The sequence below is a fragment of the Collinsella aerofaciens genome, assembly GCF_028206995.1.
Taxonomy (GTDB): Bacteria; Actinomycetota; Coriobacteriia; order Coriobacteriales; family Coriobacteriaceae; genus Collinsella; species Collinsella aerofaciens_AQ.
Genome location: NZ_JAQLFL010000001.1, coordinates 387,456 through 403,649, shown reverse-complemented (window position 1 = coordinate 403,649; position 16,194 = coordinate 387,456). Strand labels below are relative to the sequence as shown.

The 16,194-nt window shown below is 61.5% G+C and carries 15 protein-coding genes; all 15 read right to left on the bottom strand.

What is annotated here, in order from left to right; genetic code table 11:
• Window positions 1-422: 422 nt before the first annotated feature.
• Window positions 423-2,669, bottom strand: a complete 2,247-nt coding sequence (locus PMX60_RS01895) for a polyribonucleotide nucleotidyltransferase (protein WP_271746686.1) — start codon at window positions 2,667-2,669, stop codon at window positions 423-425.
• Between the two features lie 149 nt (window positions 2,670-2,818).
• Window positions 2,819-3,097, bottom strand: coding sequence for a 30S ribosomal protein S15 (gene rpsO / locus PMX60_RS01890; RefSeq protein WP_035138510.1), 279 nt, complete (start codon window positions 3,095-3,097; stop codon window positions 2,819-2,821).
• Between the two features lie 138 nt (window positions 3,098-3,235).
• The gene (gene recO, locus PMX60_RS01885) at window positions 3,236-3,985 is read right to left on the bottom strand and encodes a DNA repair protein RecO (RefSeq protein ID WP_271746685.1); all 750 of its coding nucleotides are present in this window, start codon (window positions 3,983-3,985) and stop codon (window positions 3,236-3,238) included.
• Between the two features lie 15 nt (window positions 3,986-4,000).
• The gene (gene era, locus PMX60_RS01880) at window positions 4,001-5,068 is read right to left on the bottom strand and encodes a GTPase Era (RefSeq protein WP_271746684.1); all 1,068 of its coding nucleotides are present in this window, start codon (window positions 5,066-5,068) and stop codon (window positions 4,001-4,003) included.
• A gap of 12 nt (window positions 5,069-5,080) precedes the next feature.
• Window positions 5,081-5,458 carry a diacylglycerol kinase family protein gene (locus PMX60_RS01875; protein WP_271746683.1) on the bottom strand — a complete coding sequence of 126 codons (378 nt, stop codon included), beginning with the start codon at window positions 5,456-5,458 and terminating at the stop codon, window positions 5,081-5,083.
• A 9-nt stretch (window positions 5,459-5,467) separates the two neighbouring features.
• Complete coding sequence (ybeY, locus tag PMX60_RS01870; protein ID WP_271746682.1) at window positions 5,468-5,977, bottom strand: rRNA maturation RNase YbeY; 510 nt, start codon at window positions 5,975-5,977, stop codon at window positions 5,468-5,470.
• The gene (locus PMX60_RS01865) at window positions 5,974-6,960 is read right to left on the bottom strand and encodes a PhoH family protein (RefSeq protein ID WP_271746681.1); all 987 of its coding nucleotides are present in this window, start codon (window positions 6,958-6,960) and stop codon (window positions 5,974-5,976) included. Before PMX60_RS01865 ends, ybeY begins: the two co-directional genes overlap by 4 nt.
• The gene (locus PMX60_RS01860) at window positions 6,941-8,233 is read right to left on the bottom strand and encodes a MiaB/RimO family radical SAM methylthiotransferase (protein ID WP_271746680.1); all 1,293 of its coding nucleotides are present in this window, start codon (window positions 8,231-8,233) and stop codon (window positions 6,941-6,943) included. The genes PMX60_RS01865 and PMX60_RS01860 overlap by 20 nt, the downstream gene beginning before the upstream one ends.
• A 9-nt stretch (window positions 8,234-8,242) precedes the next feature.
• Window positions 8,243-9,391 carry a molecular chaperone DnaJ gene (gene dnaJ / locus PMX60_RS01855; protein WP_271746679.1) on the bottom strand — a complete coding sequence of 383 codons (1,149 nt, stop codon included), beginning with the start codon at window positions 9,389-9,391 and terminating at the stop codon, window positions 8,243-8,245.
• A gap of 81 nt (window positions 9,392-9,472) precedes the next feature.
• Window positions 9,473-10,576: a DnaJ domain-containing protein gene (locus tag PMX60_RS01850; protein WP_271746678.1), complete on the bottom strand. Its 1,104-nt coding sequence runs from the start codon at window positions 10,574-10,576 to the stop codon at window positions 9,473-9,475.
• Window positions 10,577-10,634: 58 nt separating this feature from the next.
• Window positions 10,635-11,867, bottom strand: a complete 1,233-nt coding sequence (gene hemW, locus PMX60_RS01845) for a radical SAM family heme chaperone HemW (RefSeq protein ID WP_271746677.1) — start codon at window positions 11,865-11,867, stop codon at window positions 10,635-10,637.
• A gap of 2 nt (window positions 11,868-11,869) precedes the next feature.
• Window positions 11,870-12,913: a tRNA dihydrouridine synthase DusB gene (dusB, locus tag PMX60_RS01840; RefSeq protein WP_271746676.1), complete on the bottom strand. Its 1,044-nt coding sequence runs from the start codon at window positions 12,911-12,913 to the stop codon at window positions 11,870-11,872.
• A 4-nt stretch (window positions 12,914-12,917) separates the two neighbouring features.
• Window positions 12,918-14,729, bottom strand: coding sequence for a translation elongation factor 4 (lepA, locus tag PMX60_RS01835; protein WP_156600831.1), 1,812 nt, complete (start codon window positions 14,727-14,729; stop codon window positions 12,918-12,920).
• Between the two features lie 96 nt (window positions 14,730-14,825).
• A complete protein-coding gene (gene rpsT / locus PMX60_RS01830; protein WP_022094714.1) occupies window positions 14,826-15,092 on the bottom strand; it encodes a 30S ribosomal protein S20 in 267 nt (88 codons plus the stop codon).
• Between the two features lie 133 nt (window positions 15,093-15,225).
• Entirely contained in the window at window positions 15,226-16,188 is a 963-nt protein-coding gene (holA, locus tag PMX60_RS01825) for a DNA polymerase III subunit delta (RefSeq protein WP_161144700.1), read from the bottom strand.
• Window positions 16,189-16,194 lie beyond the last annotated feature (6 nt).

Genomic DNA, 16,194 nt, shown 5'->3' with positions numbered 1-16,194 from the left:
TCCTGCTCTACAGTCCTGCTCACGACGGAGGCCACATTAAGTGGCCTCCTGTTCGTGCGGAACTCGCGATAAACTTAGCCCGTGCCGGGGCCGCTGAGCCCTGACCTGCCAATATGAGATAGGTTTATTTTGGTAGGTTTTATCTGAGGAAATGCTGCTGCGGCTATCTACAGATCTGAAATCTGACTACTGAATAGACTGTCTAACTCAATAGCGAGCGGCACCAACCAGCCCTTTTGCTATTCCCGGCGGGGGCCGCGGGTAAAGTTTATCGCGAGTTCCGCACGAGCCGGAGAGCACTTAATGTGCTCTCCGTGCGAGCAGGACTGTAGAGCAGGAAACTTTACCCGCGGACCCCGCCGGGAATAGCAAAAGGGCGACCCCTTAGGAGTCGCCCTTGTTGAGCTGATTGTGTACGGCTGTTACTCGGCGTCGTGGTGACGGCGGGGCTTGCGGCCTCCGTTGTCGCCGGGGCGGCGCGGACGGTCGCTGCGCTCGGAGCGCTCGCGACGCGGACGCTCACGGCGCTGGAAGTGCTCGCCGTCGCCCTCGGAAGCACCCTCGGCGCGAGCCGGGGCCTCGGGCTTATCCAGACGATCGAGCGAGATCTTGCCGCGATCGTCGACCTCGATGACGACGACCTTGACCTCGTCGCCCACGTTGAGGACGTCCTCGACCTTCTCCACGCGGCCCTTGGCGACGCGGGAGATGTGCAGCAGGCCGTCCTTACCGGGCAGCAGGTTCACAAAGGCGCCGAAGGGCTGGATGGAGACCACGCGACCGGTGTACTCCTCGCCCGGCTCGGGAACCTTGATGATGAGCTTGATACGCTCGACAGCCTGGTCGACGGACTCGCCGGTGCCGCCGACAAAGACGGTGCCGTCCTCCTGGATGTCGACCGAAGCGCCAGTCTCGTCCTGGATGCCGCGGATGACCTTACCGCCAGAACCGATGACGTCGCGGATCTTGTCGGTCGGAACCTGGATGGAAACGATGCGCGGAGCGGTGCTACGCGTGGTGTGGCGCGGCTCGGGGATCACATCGAGCATCTTCTGCAGGATGAAGGCGCGACCCTCCTTGGCCTGCTGCAGGGCGCGGGCCAGGATGTCGAAGGTGAGGCCGGTGGCCTTGTTGTCCATCTGCAGAGCGGTGATGCCCTCGGTGGTGCCGGTGACCTTAAAGTCCATGTCGCCCAGGAAGTCCTCGAGACCCTGGATGTCGGACAGGACCACGGTCTTGCCCTCCTCCTGGATCAGACCCATGGCGATACCGGAGACCGGGCGCTTAATGGGCACGCCGCCGTCCATAAGGGCGAGCGTGGAGCCGCAGGTCGAAGCCATCGAAGAGGAGCCGTTGGACTCCATGACCTCGGAGACGACGCGGATGGCGTAGGGGAACTCGTTCTCGTCGGGAAGCACCGGAAGCAGGGCGCGCTCGGCAAGGTTGCCGTGGCCGATCTCGCGGCGCTTGGGGCTGCCCATGCGGCCGGTCTCGCCGGTGCAGAACGGCGGGAAGTTGTAGTGGTGCATGTAGCGCTTGCCCTCGGTGGGCTCGATGGTATCCAAACGCTGGCCCTCGTTGAGCATGCCGAGCGACAGGACAGAGAGCACCTGGGTCTGGCCACGCTGGAACAGGCCGGAGCCGTGAACGAGCGGCAGGTAGTTGTCCTTCACCATGATGGGGCGAATCTCATCGGCGGCACGGCCGTCGACGCGCTCACCGGTCTCGACGACCATGGTGCGCATGGCCTTCTTCTCGAGCTTCTTGAGCGCCACGGGGATCTCGCGCTCCCAAGCGGCCTGCTCCTCCTCGGTGAACTCGGCACGGATGGACTCCTTCAGAGCCTCGACCTTGCCGATACGGGAGAGCTTGTCGGCGTCGCGAAGGGCGGCTGCCATCTCGTCGTAGTGGTCGAAGATGCGCTCCTGGACCTCCTCGACGGGCTGATCGAGCGGGTACTCCTTCTTGACGATGGGGCCGTTGACCTGCTCCCACTCGGCGACGAACTCGTCCTGAGCCTGGCAGAAGGCAGCAAGGGCCTCCTGGCCAAACTTCATGGCGGCGAGCATGTCGTCCTCGGAGATCTCCTCGGCGCCGGCCTCGACCATCGAGATGAAGTCGGCAGAGCCGCCCAGCTCCAGGTCCAGGTCGGAGTTCTCGCGCTCCTCATAGGTGGGGTTGACGATAAACTCGCCGGTCTCCACGTTGCGGCCGATGCGCACGCAGGCAAGCGGGCCCTCGAAGGGCACGCCGCCAAGCGTCATGGCCAGAGAGGCACCCATGACGTTGATGACGTCGAAGGGGTTGACCTGGTCGGCGACGAGCGAGGTGGCGACGATGTGCACCTCGTTGCGGAAGCCGTCCGGGAAGCTCGGGCGAATCGGACGGTCGATCATGCGCGCGGTAAGCGTGGCCTTCTCGCTGGGACGGCCCTCACGCTTGAGGTAACCACCCGGGATGCGGCCGGCGGCGTACATCTTCTCGTTGAAGTCGACGGTCAGCGGGAAGAAGTCGTAGTTCTTGCGCTCCTTGGAGACGACCACGGTGTCGAGCATCGTGGTGTCGCCCTGCTTGACCAGGCACGCGCCGGTGGCCTGCTTGGCAAGCTCGCCCGACTCAAAGGTGTAGGTCTTGCCGTACAGCTCAAAGGTCTTGGATACGAGTGTCATTGTTCTCCTTTACCCCACAGGCCCCTTGCCTGCGGGCTTCTCATGTGACGCGGGCCCCCTGCCCCCGCCACGCTTCAGAGCGTGATTGTTCACGCCCTTACACAAAAAGAGCGCCCCGCTGCGCAGGACGCTCTTAGCATGTACAAATCCTACTGGATGTTGTCGCGGATGCCCAGAGCCTTGATGAGCTCACGGTACTCGACGATGTCGTTCTTCTTGATGTAGGAGAGAAGACGACGACGACGACCGACGAGCATGAGCAGACCACGACGGGTGTGGAAGTCCTTCTGGTGGGACTTCATGTGCTCGGTCAGCTCCTTGATGCGCTCGGACAGGATGGCGACCTGAACCTTGGGGTTGCCGGTGTCGACCGGGGTGTTACCGAACTGGGCAGTCAGCTCCGCCTTGCGCTCTTTGGAAACAGTCATTGTTTCACCTTTCGTTTTGCGTCGCCATCGGGCGACTCGATTCGCCTCGGACTGGGAAGCCGCCGGTGGAGCGAGCAACCAAGGTCGAGGTACCAACAGGTCGGTATGTTACCACAAGCAGCCCGCGCCTGCGCATCATCACCGACCCAACATGAATTCCATCGCACGGAGGCGCTGATCGGTGTGCGTCGCAGCCCAAACATGCGAAAGCCCCAGCAAAAAGGCTGCGGTATGCGGGTCGATTCGCTCGGCCAAAAGTGCATCGAAGGTCATGGACATGAGGGCGCGCAGCCATGCGGCCTCACCGGTCGACACCAGTTCGGCACCTGGAACGCTCGACGCGCACGACCCGCACATGAGGCCGCCCGCCTGGGGCGAAAAATACGACAGCATGGGGTCTCCGCACAGCACGCAGGCCGAAAAATCGGGTCGATAGCCAACGTGCGACAGCAGCTTAAAGACATATGCCGCAACAAGTAGATCCATATGCGCCGTGTCGAGCCCGCTGCCCACCAGGGCAAGCGCTCGCTGCGTTATAGCAAAGGTAAACGGGTCCTCGGCGTCCTCGAACGAGCACACGCGCGCGACCTCGGCGATCGCGCTTGCGGCGCAGGTCGTCTCGTAATCGGGCGCAACGCCGAGCGGCGCCTCCATAAGCTCGGCCTGGGAAACCACGTCGAGTGACCGTCCATGTGCGAGCAGCATATCTACCGTACAGAACAGCTCGCAGCGCGCAGCCAGGCGTCCGCCGGGTTTGCGGGCGCCCTTTGCCACGGCACGAACCTGCTGCCCCCGCTCGTCAAGCATCGTCAAGATCAAGTCGGTCTCTTTGAGCTTAGTCTTATCGAGCACGAGCACTTTCGTGCGATATGTCCGGGAGCCTGCCATGCGCGCCGCGCGTCCTTAGTCCTCGGCGTTGTAGCCAAAACGACGAATCTGGGCCTCGTCGTCGCGCCAGCCAGCCTTGACCTTCACGTCCAGCTCCAAAAAGACCTGCGTACCAAAAATGCGCTCAAGATCGCGACGGGCGTCGATACCGATATGCTTGATCATCTCGCCGCCCTTACCGATGATGATGCCCTTTTGGCCCTCGCGCTCGACGTAAATGGTGGCGTGCACGCGCAGCACCTTCTTGGTCTGCTCAAGCGCATCGCAGATCACGCCAACGGAGTGCGGAATCTCATCACGGGTGCGGCGCAAGACCTTCTCGCGCACAAACTCGGCAACGAGCGTCTCATCGGAAGCGTCGGTACCCATGTCCTCGGGGAACCAACGCGGACCCTCGGGCAAAAAGTGCGCAACGGTCTCGATAAAGGCATCGACGTTGAAGTTCTTGACCGACGACGTCACGATCTCGTCGTCATATTCCATGAGCTCGTGGGCAGCCTTAAGCTGTTCCATGACCTGTGCGGGGTCGGCCTCATCGGCCTTAGTGAGCACCAGGACCTTCTTGCAACGGGCGCATCTGACGCGCTCGGCAACCCAGGCGTCTCCCCTGCCGATCGGTTTGGTGGCATCAATCAAAAAAGCGACGACATCGACATCGTTCAGCTCGAACAGCGCGCTCTTGTTGAGCTCGGATCCCAGACCGTCCTTGGGCTTATGAATACCCGGGGTATCGACAAAGACCAGCTGGTAGCCGGGACGGTTGACGACGGCGCGCATGCGGCGGCGGGTCGTCTGGGCCACCGGCGAGGTGATGGCGACCTTTTTGCCATAGCAGGCATTAAGCAGCGTGGACTTGCCGGCGTTGGGACGACCGACCAGGGCCACAAAACCGCTGCGGAAACCGGGCTCCACGTCACCAAAGCCCGCGAGGCTGTCGCCCTCGTCGCACAGGGCGTCGAGCTCCTCGTCGCTCATGCCCTCAAACGGGTCGAACTCCTCGACATCCTCGAGCTCCTCGGTATCCACCGCGTCCAGAACCTCGTCGTCCAGAACCTCATCGGTAGGCTGCGTATTATCGGACATGGGAATCCCTTTCTAAATAAAGCCAAGCGCGTGGGCAAAGACCAGCAGGCCCACGATTGCGGCGGTGATGGAAAGAACGTACACGGAAGCGGCGGCGATATCCTTGGCGCGCTTTGCCAGCGGATGAAGTTCCTGGGTCGCCAGGTCGACGATCGCCTCCATGGCGGTATTGCACAGCTCGCCGTGAATCACCAGGCCACAGCAGATGATAACCGTGGCCCACTCGGCAATGTCGAGGCCGATAATGCAGCCGGCAATGACGGTACACACGCCCGCCACGAGCATGACCTTGATGTTACGCTCGGTTTTAACGGCGGTGACAAAGCCCTCCATGGCGTAGGAGAACGACTTTAAAAAGGACGGATGGTCCTTGTTCGATCCGGGAATCATAGACGGCTCCTAGTCGTGGGCATGGTTGGTGATGGGACCGACGTGAACCAACTTGGGGTCCTCACCGCGCTCGAGCGCCAGATCGCGCAGGATGGCATCCTCACGGGCCTCCATGACCTCGGCCTCGTCGTCCTCGATGTGGTCATAGCCCAGCAGGTGCAGCATACCGTGCACAAGCATCAGCCGGCACTCGTCGGCGGGACTGTTACCAAAACCGGGAGCCTGGCGAGTGATAACCTGCGGCGCCAAGATAATATCGCCGAGCTCGATCGTCTCGTCGGCGGGAATGTCCTCGTCAAAGGCAGAGTCGCACTCAAACGAGAGCACATCGGTGGTGCGATCGATACCGCGCCACTCGTGGTTGAGCTCATGCATCTCGTCCTCGTCGACATACGAAAGGGAAATCTCGACTTCACGCTCAACGCCCTCGGCGGCAAGCACAACCTCGCAGATGTGCTCCACCTCCTGCGCATCGAGCAGCGTATCGAGCTCGGCATCGTTGCTGATCAATACACTCAACGGGACTCCTTTCGGTCGCGCGGGCGCTGCTCGCGCACGTCATCATAAGCGTCGTATGCCTCGACGATACGTCCCACCAAGGCATGGCGCACCACGTCGGCGCGCTCGAGGTGCGAAAATGCGACATCGTCGACACGGCCCAAAATCTGCTCAACGTCAGCAAGACCGCCACGACGACCCACCAGGTCGCGCTGGCTCAGGTCGCCGGTAATCACGAACTTGGAGTTAAAACCCAAGCGCGTCAGAAACATCTTCATCTGCTCAGGCGTGGTATTTTGCGCCTCGTCGAGCACCACGAAGGCATCGCTCAGCGTGCGGCCGCGCATATAGGCAAGCGGGGCGATCTCGATCACGCCGCGCTCCATAAGCTCATCGGTGCGCTCGCGATCCATCATGTCAAAAAGGGCGTCGTAGAGCGGACGCATGTAGGGATCGATCTTTTCCTCGAGGGTACCGGGCAAAAAGCCCAGGTTCTCCCCCGCCTCGACAACCGGACGCGTCAAGATCAGACGGCCCACCTCGTGGCGCTTGAGCGCGGCAACGGCGAGCGCCATGGCCAGATAAGTCTTACCGGTGCCGGCAGGACCCAGGCCAAACGTGATGGTATGCGAGCGAATGGCATCCACATAGCGCTTTTGGCCGAGCGTTTTGGGGCGAATGGCACGACCGCGATACGAAAGCAGCACGTCATCGCGAAGCGACGTAGCCTCGTGCTCACCGTCGCGCAGAACGGCCAGACAACGCGAGACGTCGTCGGCAGACAGCGTGCGACCGGCGGCTGCCTCGCGAAAAGCGTGTTCTAAAAAACGCGCCACGAGTTCGACCTCGTCCGGGGCGCCGCCCACGGCAATCTGGTCACCGCGCGCAACCACATGGGCGCGAACCAAGTCTTCGACCGCGCGAAGGACAGCGTCGCCGGCGCCCAAGACGCGCGAGGGGTCAATCCCCTCGGGAACGGTAAGTCTAATCTTCGAGGCTTCCATGGACCTCCCTGCGAGCATGGACTAAGCCGGAATCATCGACTCCGATGATAGCAACATCGAGCAGGCACGGGGCCTTGAGCCCGCAGACATCGTCAAGACGGGCATGATGGAACGAGCCGAGCGTCAGGTTGTCGCCAAACTCGAGCACCGCACGCTCGACCGTGCCCACGCGGCGGCGGGCATCGGCGATCGCAAGCTCCTGAGCGGCGGCACGCATGCGGCGGCTGCGTTCGGCCATAATCTCGGGCGGCACCTGATCGGGCATATCGGCCGCAAGCGTGCCGGGACGCTTGCTGTAGCGGAACACGTGCATACGCGAAAAGCCCACGCGACGGCAGAGCGCCAACGACTCTTCAAACTCCTCGTCCGTCTCGCCTGGAAAACCGACGATGACATCGCACGAAAGCGATGCCTGCGGCAGATTGGCGCGAATCATGCGCACCGTGTCCTCGAAGGCCTCGCCGCTATAGGGACGACCCATGCGATGCAGGGTCGCCGTGCAGCCGGATTGCACGGGCAGGTGCAAAAACGGGGCGATGCGCTGCGGATAGCGCGCCATGACCTTAAGCAGGCGCTCGGAAATGTCCATGGGCTCCACTGAGGAAATGCGCACGTGGGCAATCGTAGTGCGCTCCATAATGGCCTCGAGCAGCTCATCGATCTCCACGTGTTCGTCAGTCGCGCTCTTGCCGTCATAGGCGCCCAGGTTCACGCCAGTCAGCACCACCTCGGGCACACCGGCCTCCTGGGCCTCGCGCACCTGCTCGAGCACGGACTCGACGGGCACGGAGCGCTCGGGGCCGCGCGCCTTCCACACAATACAGTAGGTACAGCGATGGTTGCAGCCGTCCTGAATCTTCACACCCAGGCGAGAGCGACCGAGCGCGTCGACCACGTCTCCGTCGCTGCAAGCGGGAACGCTATCAGACTCAACGCCCAACACCTCACAGACGCGTTCGGCGACATCGATCTTGGACGGCTCAGCGATAACGCGATCTGAAAGCTCCAACAGCTCCTCGGGATGCAAATTGACCACGCATCCGGTCACGAGCACATATGGCTCGTTTGGGCGGGCCAGCGCATGACGAACGGCCTTACGGGTCTTGGCCTCGGCCTCGCCCGTCACAGCGCAGGTATTGATTACGATCAGGTCGGCATCCTGGGGCTCCACCATCGTAAAGCCCTGGCGCATAAGATCGGCAGTGATACGGTCGGACTCAACTCGGTTGACGCGGCAGCCAAGGTTGACGACGGAAATATGGGGTGCGAGCAAGCGGGCTCCTTAATCGAGGATATCGTCGAGGGCGCTCTTGATACGATCGGTTACCGACTTCTTACCGGAAGCGACGTCATCGCCCATCTCGTCGGAAAAAGCGCGGAGCAGCTCGCGCTGCTTGTTGGAAAGGTTCGTGGGAACGACCACGCGGAGCTGCACGATCAGTCGACCGCGTGAGCCGCCACCGCCGATACGCGGCATGCCGAAGTTGTTGACGCTGACGGTGTCACCATACTGCGTGCCAGCGGGGACGCACAGCTTGACGACCTCCTCGGGCATAATGCCCTCAACCTCGATCTCACAACCGAGCGCAGCCTGCGCGATGGAGATATCGCTCACCAGGTACAGGTCGTCGCCATTGCGCTTAAAGCGCTCGTGATCGGCGACGCGCACATTGACGATCAGATCGCCCGAGGGCTCGCCACGAAGGCCGGCCTCGCCAAAGCCACTCACGCGCAGCTGGCGACCGGTCGAGACGCCGGCGGGAATATCGATGTCGATCTTTTCGTGCGAAGGCGTGCGGCCCTGACCGTCGCAAGTCTCGCAGGGATGATCGATGACCGTGCCCTCGCCGTGGCAGTCGGGGCAAGGCGAAGAGGACTGAACCTGGCCTAGGAACGAGCGCTGGACCGTGGTGACATAGCCCGTGCCGTGGCAGCGGCTGCACTGCTTTTCCTGTGCACCCTCGGCCCTACCGGTACCGTTGCAATCCTCGCAGGGAGCAAGGCGGTCATAGCTGATCGTCTTTTTGCAGCCAAGCGCAGCTTCCTCGAGCGTCACCGAAAGGGAGATGGCCATATCGCGACCGCGACGGCGCTCGTGCCGATTTCGGGCGCCACCGCCGGCACCGCCGCCAAAGAACGACGAGAAGAGGTCGTCCATGCCCATGCCGCCAAAGATATCGTTGATGTCGACATAGCCGGAGCCACCAGGGCCATCGGCAGTACCAAAGCGATCGTAGTTGGCACGCTTCTGCTCATCGGAAAGGACAGAATAGGCCTCATTAAGCTCTTTAAACTTGGCCTCGGCCTCGGGGTCGTCCGAAACATCCGGGTGTACCGTACGGGCTTTCTTTAGAAACGCGCGCTTAATGGTCCGCGCGTCGGCATCCTTATCGACGCCAAGTACCTCGTAGTAATCCCTATTTTCCGACACGACCGAATCCTTCCGACTTTCAATATTGTCACAGTGCGTCCTATACCCATGCAAGGCCGGCCGCAAACAGAGGGTTTGATGTTATTGCATCCCGTAGGGCGAAAGCATCGCACGCTGCGAGCAGCTCGCAAACCAAACCGACACGAGCGCGAACATGAAGCCGTTGGCAAAACCGTTGGCAAACTGCATCGCGCCACGTTTCCACCACAGCAGGCTACGGTGAAGAACCCCATCCGAGAGCACCATGAACAGACCCATGGCAAACGGAATAAAACACATCACGGCAAAGGCCGAGAACACGCCCGAGATGGCCGACAGCAGCAAAAACGGCGCCACGATGCCCATCAGGTAAAAGCCGGTACGGGCTTTGCCCTCCAGGCGCTCGGCCTCCACATGGGCGCGCCCGACCAGGTCACCACCTGTGGCTCCATTGGTACCGGCGTGGCCCATGCCGCTAATGCGAACCTCGTCGCCGTCGTGCGTGCCGGCAGGGAACTCAATCGTTTGCTCGGAGGTCACGCGAGTACGTCCGCTGCCGCCGCAATCGGGGCACGGATCGGCTACGACCTTGCCCGAGCCGCCGCACTCGGGGCAAACCGACTGAAACGTGCCGGCGCCAAACAGGAAGGACAGGTCCACATCGATATGGCCGCGCCCGCCACAGCTTGGGCAGGTATGGGCATGCTCGGAGGAGACAGAGCCCGAGCCGCCGCAATGTCCGCACGTATCGAATCGCGTGTAGCGAACAGTTTTACGGGCACCGCCCTTAGCCTCCTTGGCATCGAGCTTAATGTCGACGACCACGTTGGCACCGCTTTCGGGATTGTAAGCTGCCCGCCCGCGACGCGGCTGACCCCAAGCGCCGCCAAAGGGAAAACCGCCCTCAAAGGGATTGCCGTACCCGGCACCGCCGGCATAGCCGCCACCGTAGGGCGAGGCCGAAGGTGCACCCGCAAAGGGATTGCCCGAGCGCATGGCATCATAGCGCGCACGCTTCTGCTCGTCCGAAAGCACGGCGTAGGCCTCGGAAACCTCTTTGAACTTTTCCTCGGCATCCGGCTCTTTGTTGACGTCCGGATGGAGCTTGCGGGCCTTTTGTTGGAAGGCCTTCTGTATATCACGTGAGGTGGCGTCCTTGGAGACGCCCAAAATCTCGTAGTAATCTTTTTCGTTCATCGTCGCCATGCGCGGCAACCTCCTGCTCACAGCAGCGTATATATTGCGGTAATTCTACCCGAGCGGCCTATGCTAGACCCCAAAACAGCCCGAACAGCACATTTCCATCGAGCCAACCCAAGTGGGTGGGTGTAAGGCGGACACGGGCGCGACCTGCGATAACGTCTCTCGATGTGACGCGCCCCACATGGCCCTCGACATCATCGGGCACCCAGGTGGCAAGGCCCAACTCGAGCGCACGGTCACAGGCCGATGCCAAATCATCTGCAGGAATTATGTTCGCCGCGCGAGCCAACAGGTCAGACCCAACGCCACGCGTCATGCGGCAAGCGAGCATCAAATCCTCAGCCGCTGCCTCGCGCTGGGACAGATACTCGGCATCAAACGCCGTCGCGGCATCGTTGCGTTGCACCAGACGCACGCGATACGCATCGCCTCGAGAAGACACGCCAGAAAAAAGCCCGGCCAAGCGGTCGAAATCCCCAGCATCAAGCATACCAGCGGCAGAGCGACCCAGGCCCAGATAGCCCTGTCCGGTCCAATAAGCAATGTTGTGGGCACACTCATGACCGTCGAGAGCGTAGCTCGCCACCTCATACGGATGATAACCGGCCGCAGTCAGACAATCACGCGCCACGTCCATGCATGCCACCTGAAAATCCTCATCAGGCTCGAGCGACTCGTCGCGGCACGCCATGCGATAGAGGGGCGTCCCCTCCTCGAGCGTGAGCGGGTAAACCGACACATGGTGCGGAGCCGCCGCCAGCACGCCATCGAGCGTGCGCTGCCAGCTCGTGGCCGTCTGTCCGGGAAGGCCGCACATCAGGTCGCAGGACACATCGAGCCCAGTATCCTTGACCGTCGCGATGGCAGCGAGCGCCCGATCAGCATCGTGAATACGGCCGATGGCGGTAAGCTCGGTGTTATCGAGCGTTTGCACGCCCAGAGAAACGCGTGTGACACCAGCCTTGGCAAGCGCAGTGGCAAGCTCGGCGGTCAGCGACTCGGGATTGGCCTCGCAAGTAAACTCAACGGGGGCGCACCACGGACGAATGCGCCGCGCCAGCTCCACCAGGCGCCCCCCCGCCAGCGACGGCGTGCCGCCGCCAACATAGACGGTGCGGATCTGGTCAAGGGCCCCAGCCTTGCCAAAAGCATCGAGGCGCGCGTACAACTGCTCAAAATAACCATCGAGCGCAGCGCTCAGGTCGCACGGAGCAAAACTGCGTGAGTCAAAGTCGCAGTACCGACACTTTTGGGCGCAAAACGGCACGTGCACATACAGCGCGGTAACGGCCACCGTTAGGCCTCCAGCGGATGAGGGGGCACCGATTCGCCAGCAGCAAGTGCGGCCTCGCAGGCCACCACATCGCGCTCGATATCATCGACCAATGCCATGAACTCCTCGTATGTGGAGCAGCGCACCACCTGGGCGCGCCAGGCCGCAGCATGGGGCATGCCCTTAAGATACCAGCTTGCGTATGTGCGAGCGCGCGACATGAGCGGCAACAACTCGTACGTGAGCGTCAGGTGCTCGCGCAGGGCATCCAGGCGCTCGACCGAGCTACGCACCGGTACCGGCGTGCCATCGAGTGCAAGAGCTCGAGCATCACCGAACACCCACGGATTGCCGTAAATGCCGCGCGCGATAAACACCGCGCTGGCGCCGGAGCTGTGCAGATGCTCCACGGCATCCTCGGCGCAGAACACGTCGCCCGAACCGATCACGGGAATCTCGACGGAATCGGCCACCTCATCGACGACCGACCAATCGGCCTGGCCCGTATAGAGCTGCGTGGCGCAGCGACCATGCACCGCCACCGCGGCGGCCCCTGCTCCCTCAAGCATCTGGGCAAACGTCGCGGCATTGCGGTCTTCGGCGTAAAAGCCCTTGCGGATTTTTACGGTCACGGGCACATGCGCCGCGCCCACCGCCGCCTCGACGATCTTCTCCGCCAGGTCAGGCGTGCGCATGAGCGCCGAGCCCTCGCCCTTGGTGACGACCTTGCGAGCCGGGCAGGCCATATTGATGTCGATGAGCGACAGGCGATCGCCCACACGCTCCTCGACGGCAGCGACAGCGCTTGCAAACTGATCGGGCTTGGAGCCAAAGAGCTGCACGCAAATCTGTTGTTCCTCATCGGCCGGCAGCACCAGGCGCCACGTCTTATTGCTGGCATAGGCAAGACCCGCAACGCTCACCATCTCGCTATAGGCAAGATGGGCACCGCGGCGGCGGCACATGATGCGATAGGCGGGGTCGGTCACGCCGGCCATGGGAGCCATAAGGAACGGCTGCTCGGCATAGGCGCCCAGCAGCCGCTGACTATATTCGGAAAGCGCCATAGACCTACTCGTCCACCTTGAGAATCGCCATAAACGCCTCCTGAGGGACCTCGACCGAGCCGATGGCCTTCATGCGCTTCTTGCCCTCTTTCTGCTTCTCGAGCAGTTTGCGCTTACGCGAAATATCGCCGCCGTAGCACTTGGCAAGCACGTCCTTGCGACGCGCCTTGACGGTGGAGCGAGCAATGATCTTGTTGCCGATAGCACCCTGGATGGGCACCTCGAACAGCTGACGCGGAATGATCTCCTTGAGCTTGTCGCATAGGCCGCGGGCAAGACCGTAGGCCTTGTCCTTGTGGACGATAAACGACAGCGCGTCCACCTCGTCGCCCGAAAGCAAGATATCGAGCTTAACGAGCTCGGAGGGACGGTACTCGTTGAACTCGTAGTCGAGCGAGGCATAGCCCTTGGTACGACTCTTGAGCTGGTCAAAGAAGTCCAAGATGAGCTCGGCGAGCGGCATATCGAAGCGCATCTCGACCGATTTGCTCGTCAGGTGGATCATGTCGGTCGTAACGCCGCGGTGCTCGATGGCGAGCTGCATAACGGCACCCGTGTACTCAGGCGGGCAGATGATCTTTGCCTTGAGGTAGGGTTCCTCGATACGCTCAATGCGCGTGGCCTCGGGAAGGTCCTGCGGGCTGCGGACATCGACCATCTCGCCATCGGTCTTGTACACGTGATAGTCGACCGAAGGGCTCGTGGCAATGAGGTCCAAGTTGAACTCACGCTCGAGGCGCTCCTTAACGACCTCCATGTGCAGTAGGCCCAAGAAGCCCACGCGGAAGCCAAAGCCGAGTGCCACCGAGGTCTCGGGCTCCCACACCAACGACGGGTCGTTGACGTGGAGCTTATCGAGTGCGTCACGCAGGTTCTCGTAGTCCTTGTTATCGATCGGGAACAGGCCCGTATAGACCATGGGCTTGGCCTCGCGGTAGCCGGGAAGCGGCTCGGGGCAGGGATTCGACGCCCACGTAAGGGTATCGCCCACGCGCACGGCCTCGGGGTCCTTCAGGCCCGTGACCACGTAGCCCACCTCGCCAACCGTCAGCGCATCGACCGGGGTCTCGGCGGGACGCTTGACGCCCACGCCATCGACCAAAAAGTCGCCCTTTGCCTGCATCATGCGCAGGGTATCGCCCTTTTTGATGGAACCGTCAAAGACGCGCACCGTGGCGACGACGCCACGATACTCGTCGAAGTACGAATCCAGAATGAGTGCCTTGAGCGGCGCGTTCGCATCGCCCTTGGGCGGAGAGATCAAAAAGACAATGGACTCCAGCAGATCGTGGATGCCCTCGCCGGTCTTGCCCGAGACACACACGGCATCATCGGCAGGGATCGCCAGGTCATCCTCGATCTCGGTCTTAACCTCATCGGGATGGGCCGAGGGCAGGTCGATCTTGTTGATGGCCGGCACAATGTCCAGATTGGCGTTCATGGCGAGCGTCGCGTTGGAGACGGTCTGCGCCTCGACACCCTGGGTGGCATCGACGACGAGCACCGCGCCCTCGCAGGCGGCCAGCGAACGCGAGACCTCATAGGTAAAGTCCACGTGGCCCGGCGTATCGATGAGGTTGAACTGATACGTCTCGCCGTCGTCGGCGTCATAGGACACGCGGACGGCGTTGGACTTGATCGTGATGCCGCGCTCGCGCTCGATATCCATGGTGTCGAGCAGCTGCGACTCCATGTCGCGCTCGTCGACGGTATGGGTGAGCTCGAGGATACGGTCACTGATCGTGGACTTGCCATGGTCGATGTGCGCAACAATTGAGAAGTTGCGGATGTGGGAAATGTCAATTGAAGTATTCATGCGGACTATCTTACCCGAGCGATACAAAAAATGGAGCCTGTTCCATAAAACAGGCTCCATTTATGCGCGTAATCTGTGTGGTGTGAAATATACAACTTAGGCGTTGATGCTGTTCACGAGCTTGGCAAGACCGGACTTGCGGTTGGAAGCCTGGTTCTTGTGGATAACATGCTTGGCGGCAGCCATGTCGAGACGCTTGGTGACGGTCTTGAGGGCAGCCTGGGCCTTCTCGGCGTCGCCCTCGGCGACGGCGGACTGGACGTGCTTGGTCAGCGTCTTGAGCTCGGACTTGACAGCCTTGTTACGCATGCGAGCTGCCTCATTGGTGCGGATACGCTTCTTCTGAGACTTGATGTTTGCCACTTCTGGAGTTCCTTTCGAGTTCCTTGCAAAAAATGTATGACACCTCTGAGACACGGTGAGGTCATGCAAGCGCCTACTATAGCACGCTCCCCCTCAAAGGGATAGAACGAATTTGTCAAATAGGCAGGTATCATCACGATTTTCTCAAGATGTTCGTAATCCAGAGCAAAAGCGCGGTCTGAGAATCGGCCGAACCCTTCAGTGCGAGCTCCACATCGACCGCGCCCTCGAGCGCGGCAACGAGCTCTGCCATCGAAAAGCGACGTGCCCAGGTCAGGTGATTCTTGACCTGCCAGGACTGGAGCTTAAGTGTTGCAGCCAGCTCACGACCCTGTCCGCGCGCATCGAGCGCCTTGGCAACGATAAGCTCGCGGATGCGGCCGCACAGCAATGTGTAAGTCCACACGTAGCTCTTGGCGGGCAGTAGATTGAAGAGCTCGAGCGAGCGTCGCATGTCACGGGCCGAGACCGCATTGAGAAAGTCCCAGGGTTGAACCTCGGCCGTACGTACAATCCAGCGCTCAACGTCGGCAAGCTCAATCTGGGGCACCTCGACCATCTGGGCAAGCTTAGCCAAGTCGTTATCGAGCATGCGAGTGTTTTCACCCGAACGCGAGACGAGTTCCTCGGCGGCCGCCGTCGTGATCGACTTGCCGTGCTGCGTCGCCATCTGCTGCACGCGGCGCGGTAGCTCCCAGCGCTTGGTGCCGGAGCAATCGATCACAGCCTTCTTGTCGATCTTGGCGATCGCCTTATACAGGCGCGTGTTCTTGGCAAGCGAGTCGGCGATGATGAGGCAGACCGTTGTGGGACTGGGACTCGCCAGATACTCGACGAGCGGCTCCGAGACCGACTTGGCGAGCTTTGAGCAGCCATCAAGGATTACCAGGCGAAACTCGCTGCCCATGGGAAAGGTGTTGAGCGATCCGATAATCGACTCGATATCGGGGTCTTTGGTCATATCGCGCTCGTCGAGGTTGAACTCGACCATGCCCGACTTTTCCAGACGCGCTTTCATACGCGAGACGGCGTGATCGCGCTTGACTCCGTCGGTACCGACGATCAGATATGCCGGCAGCAGACCGGTTTCGGACATTGCGCT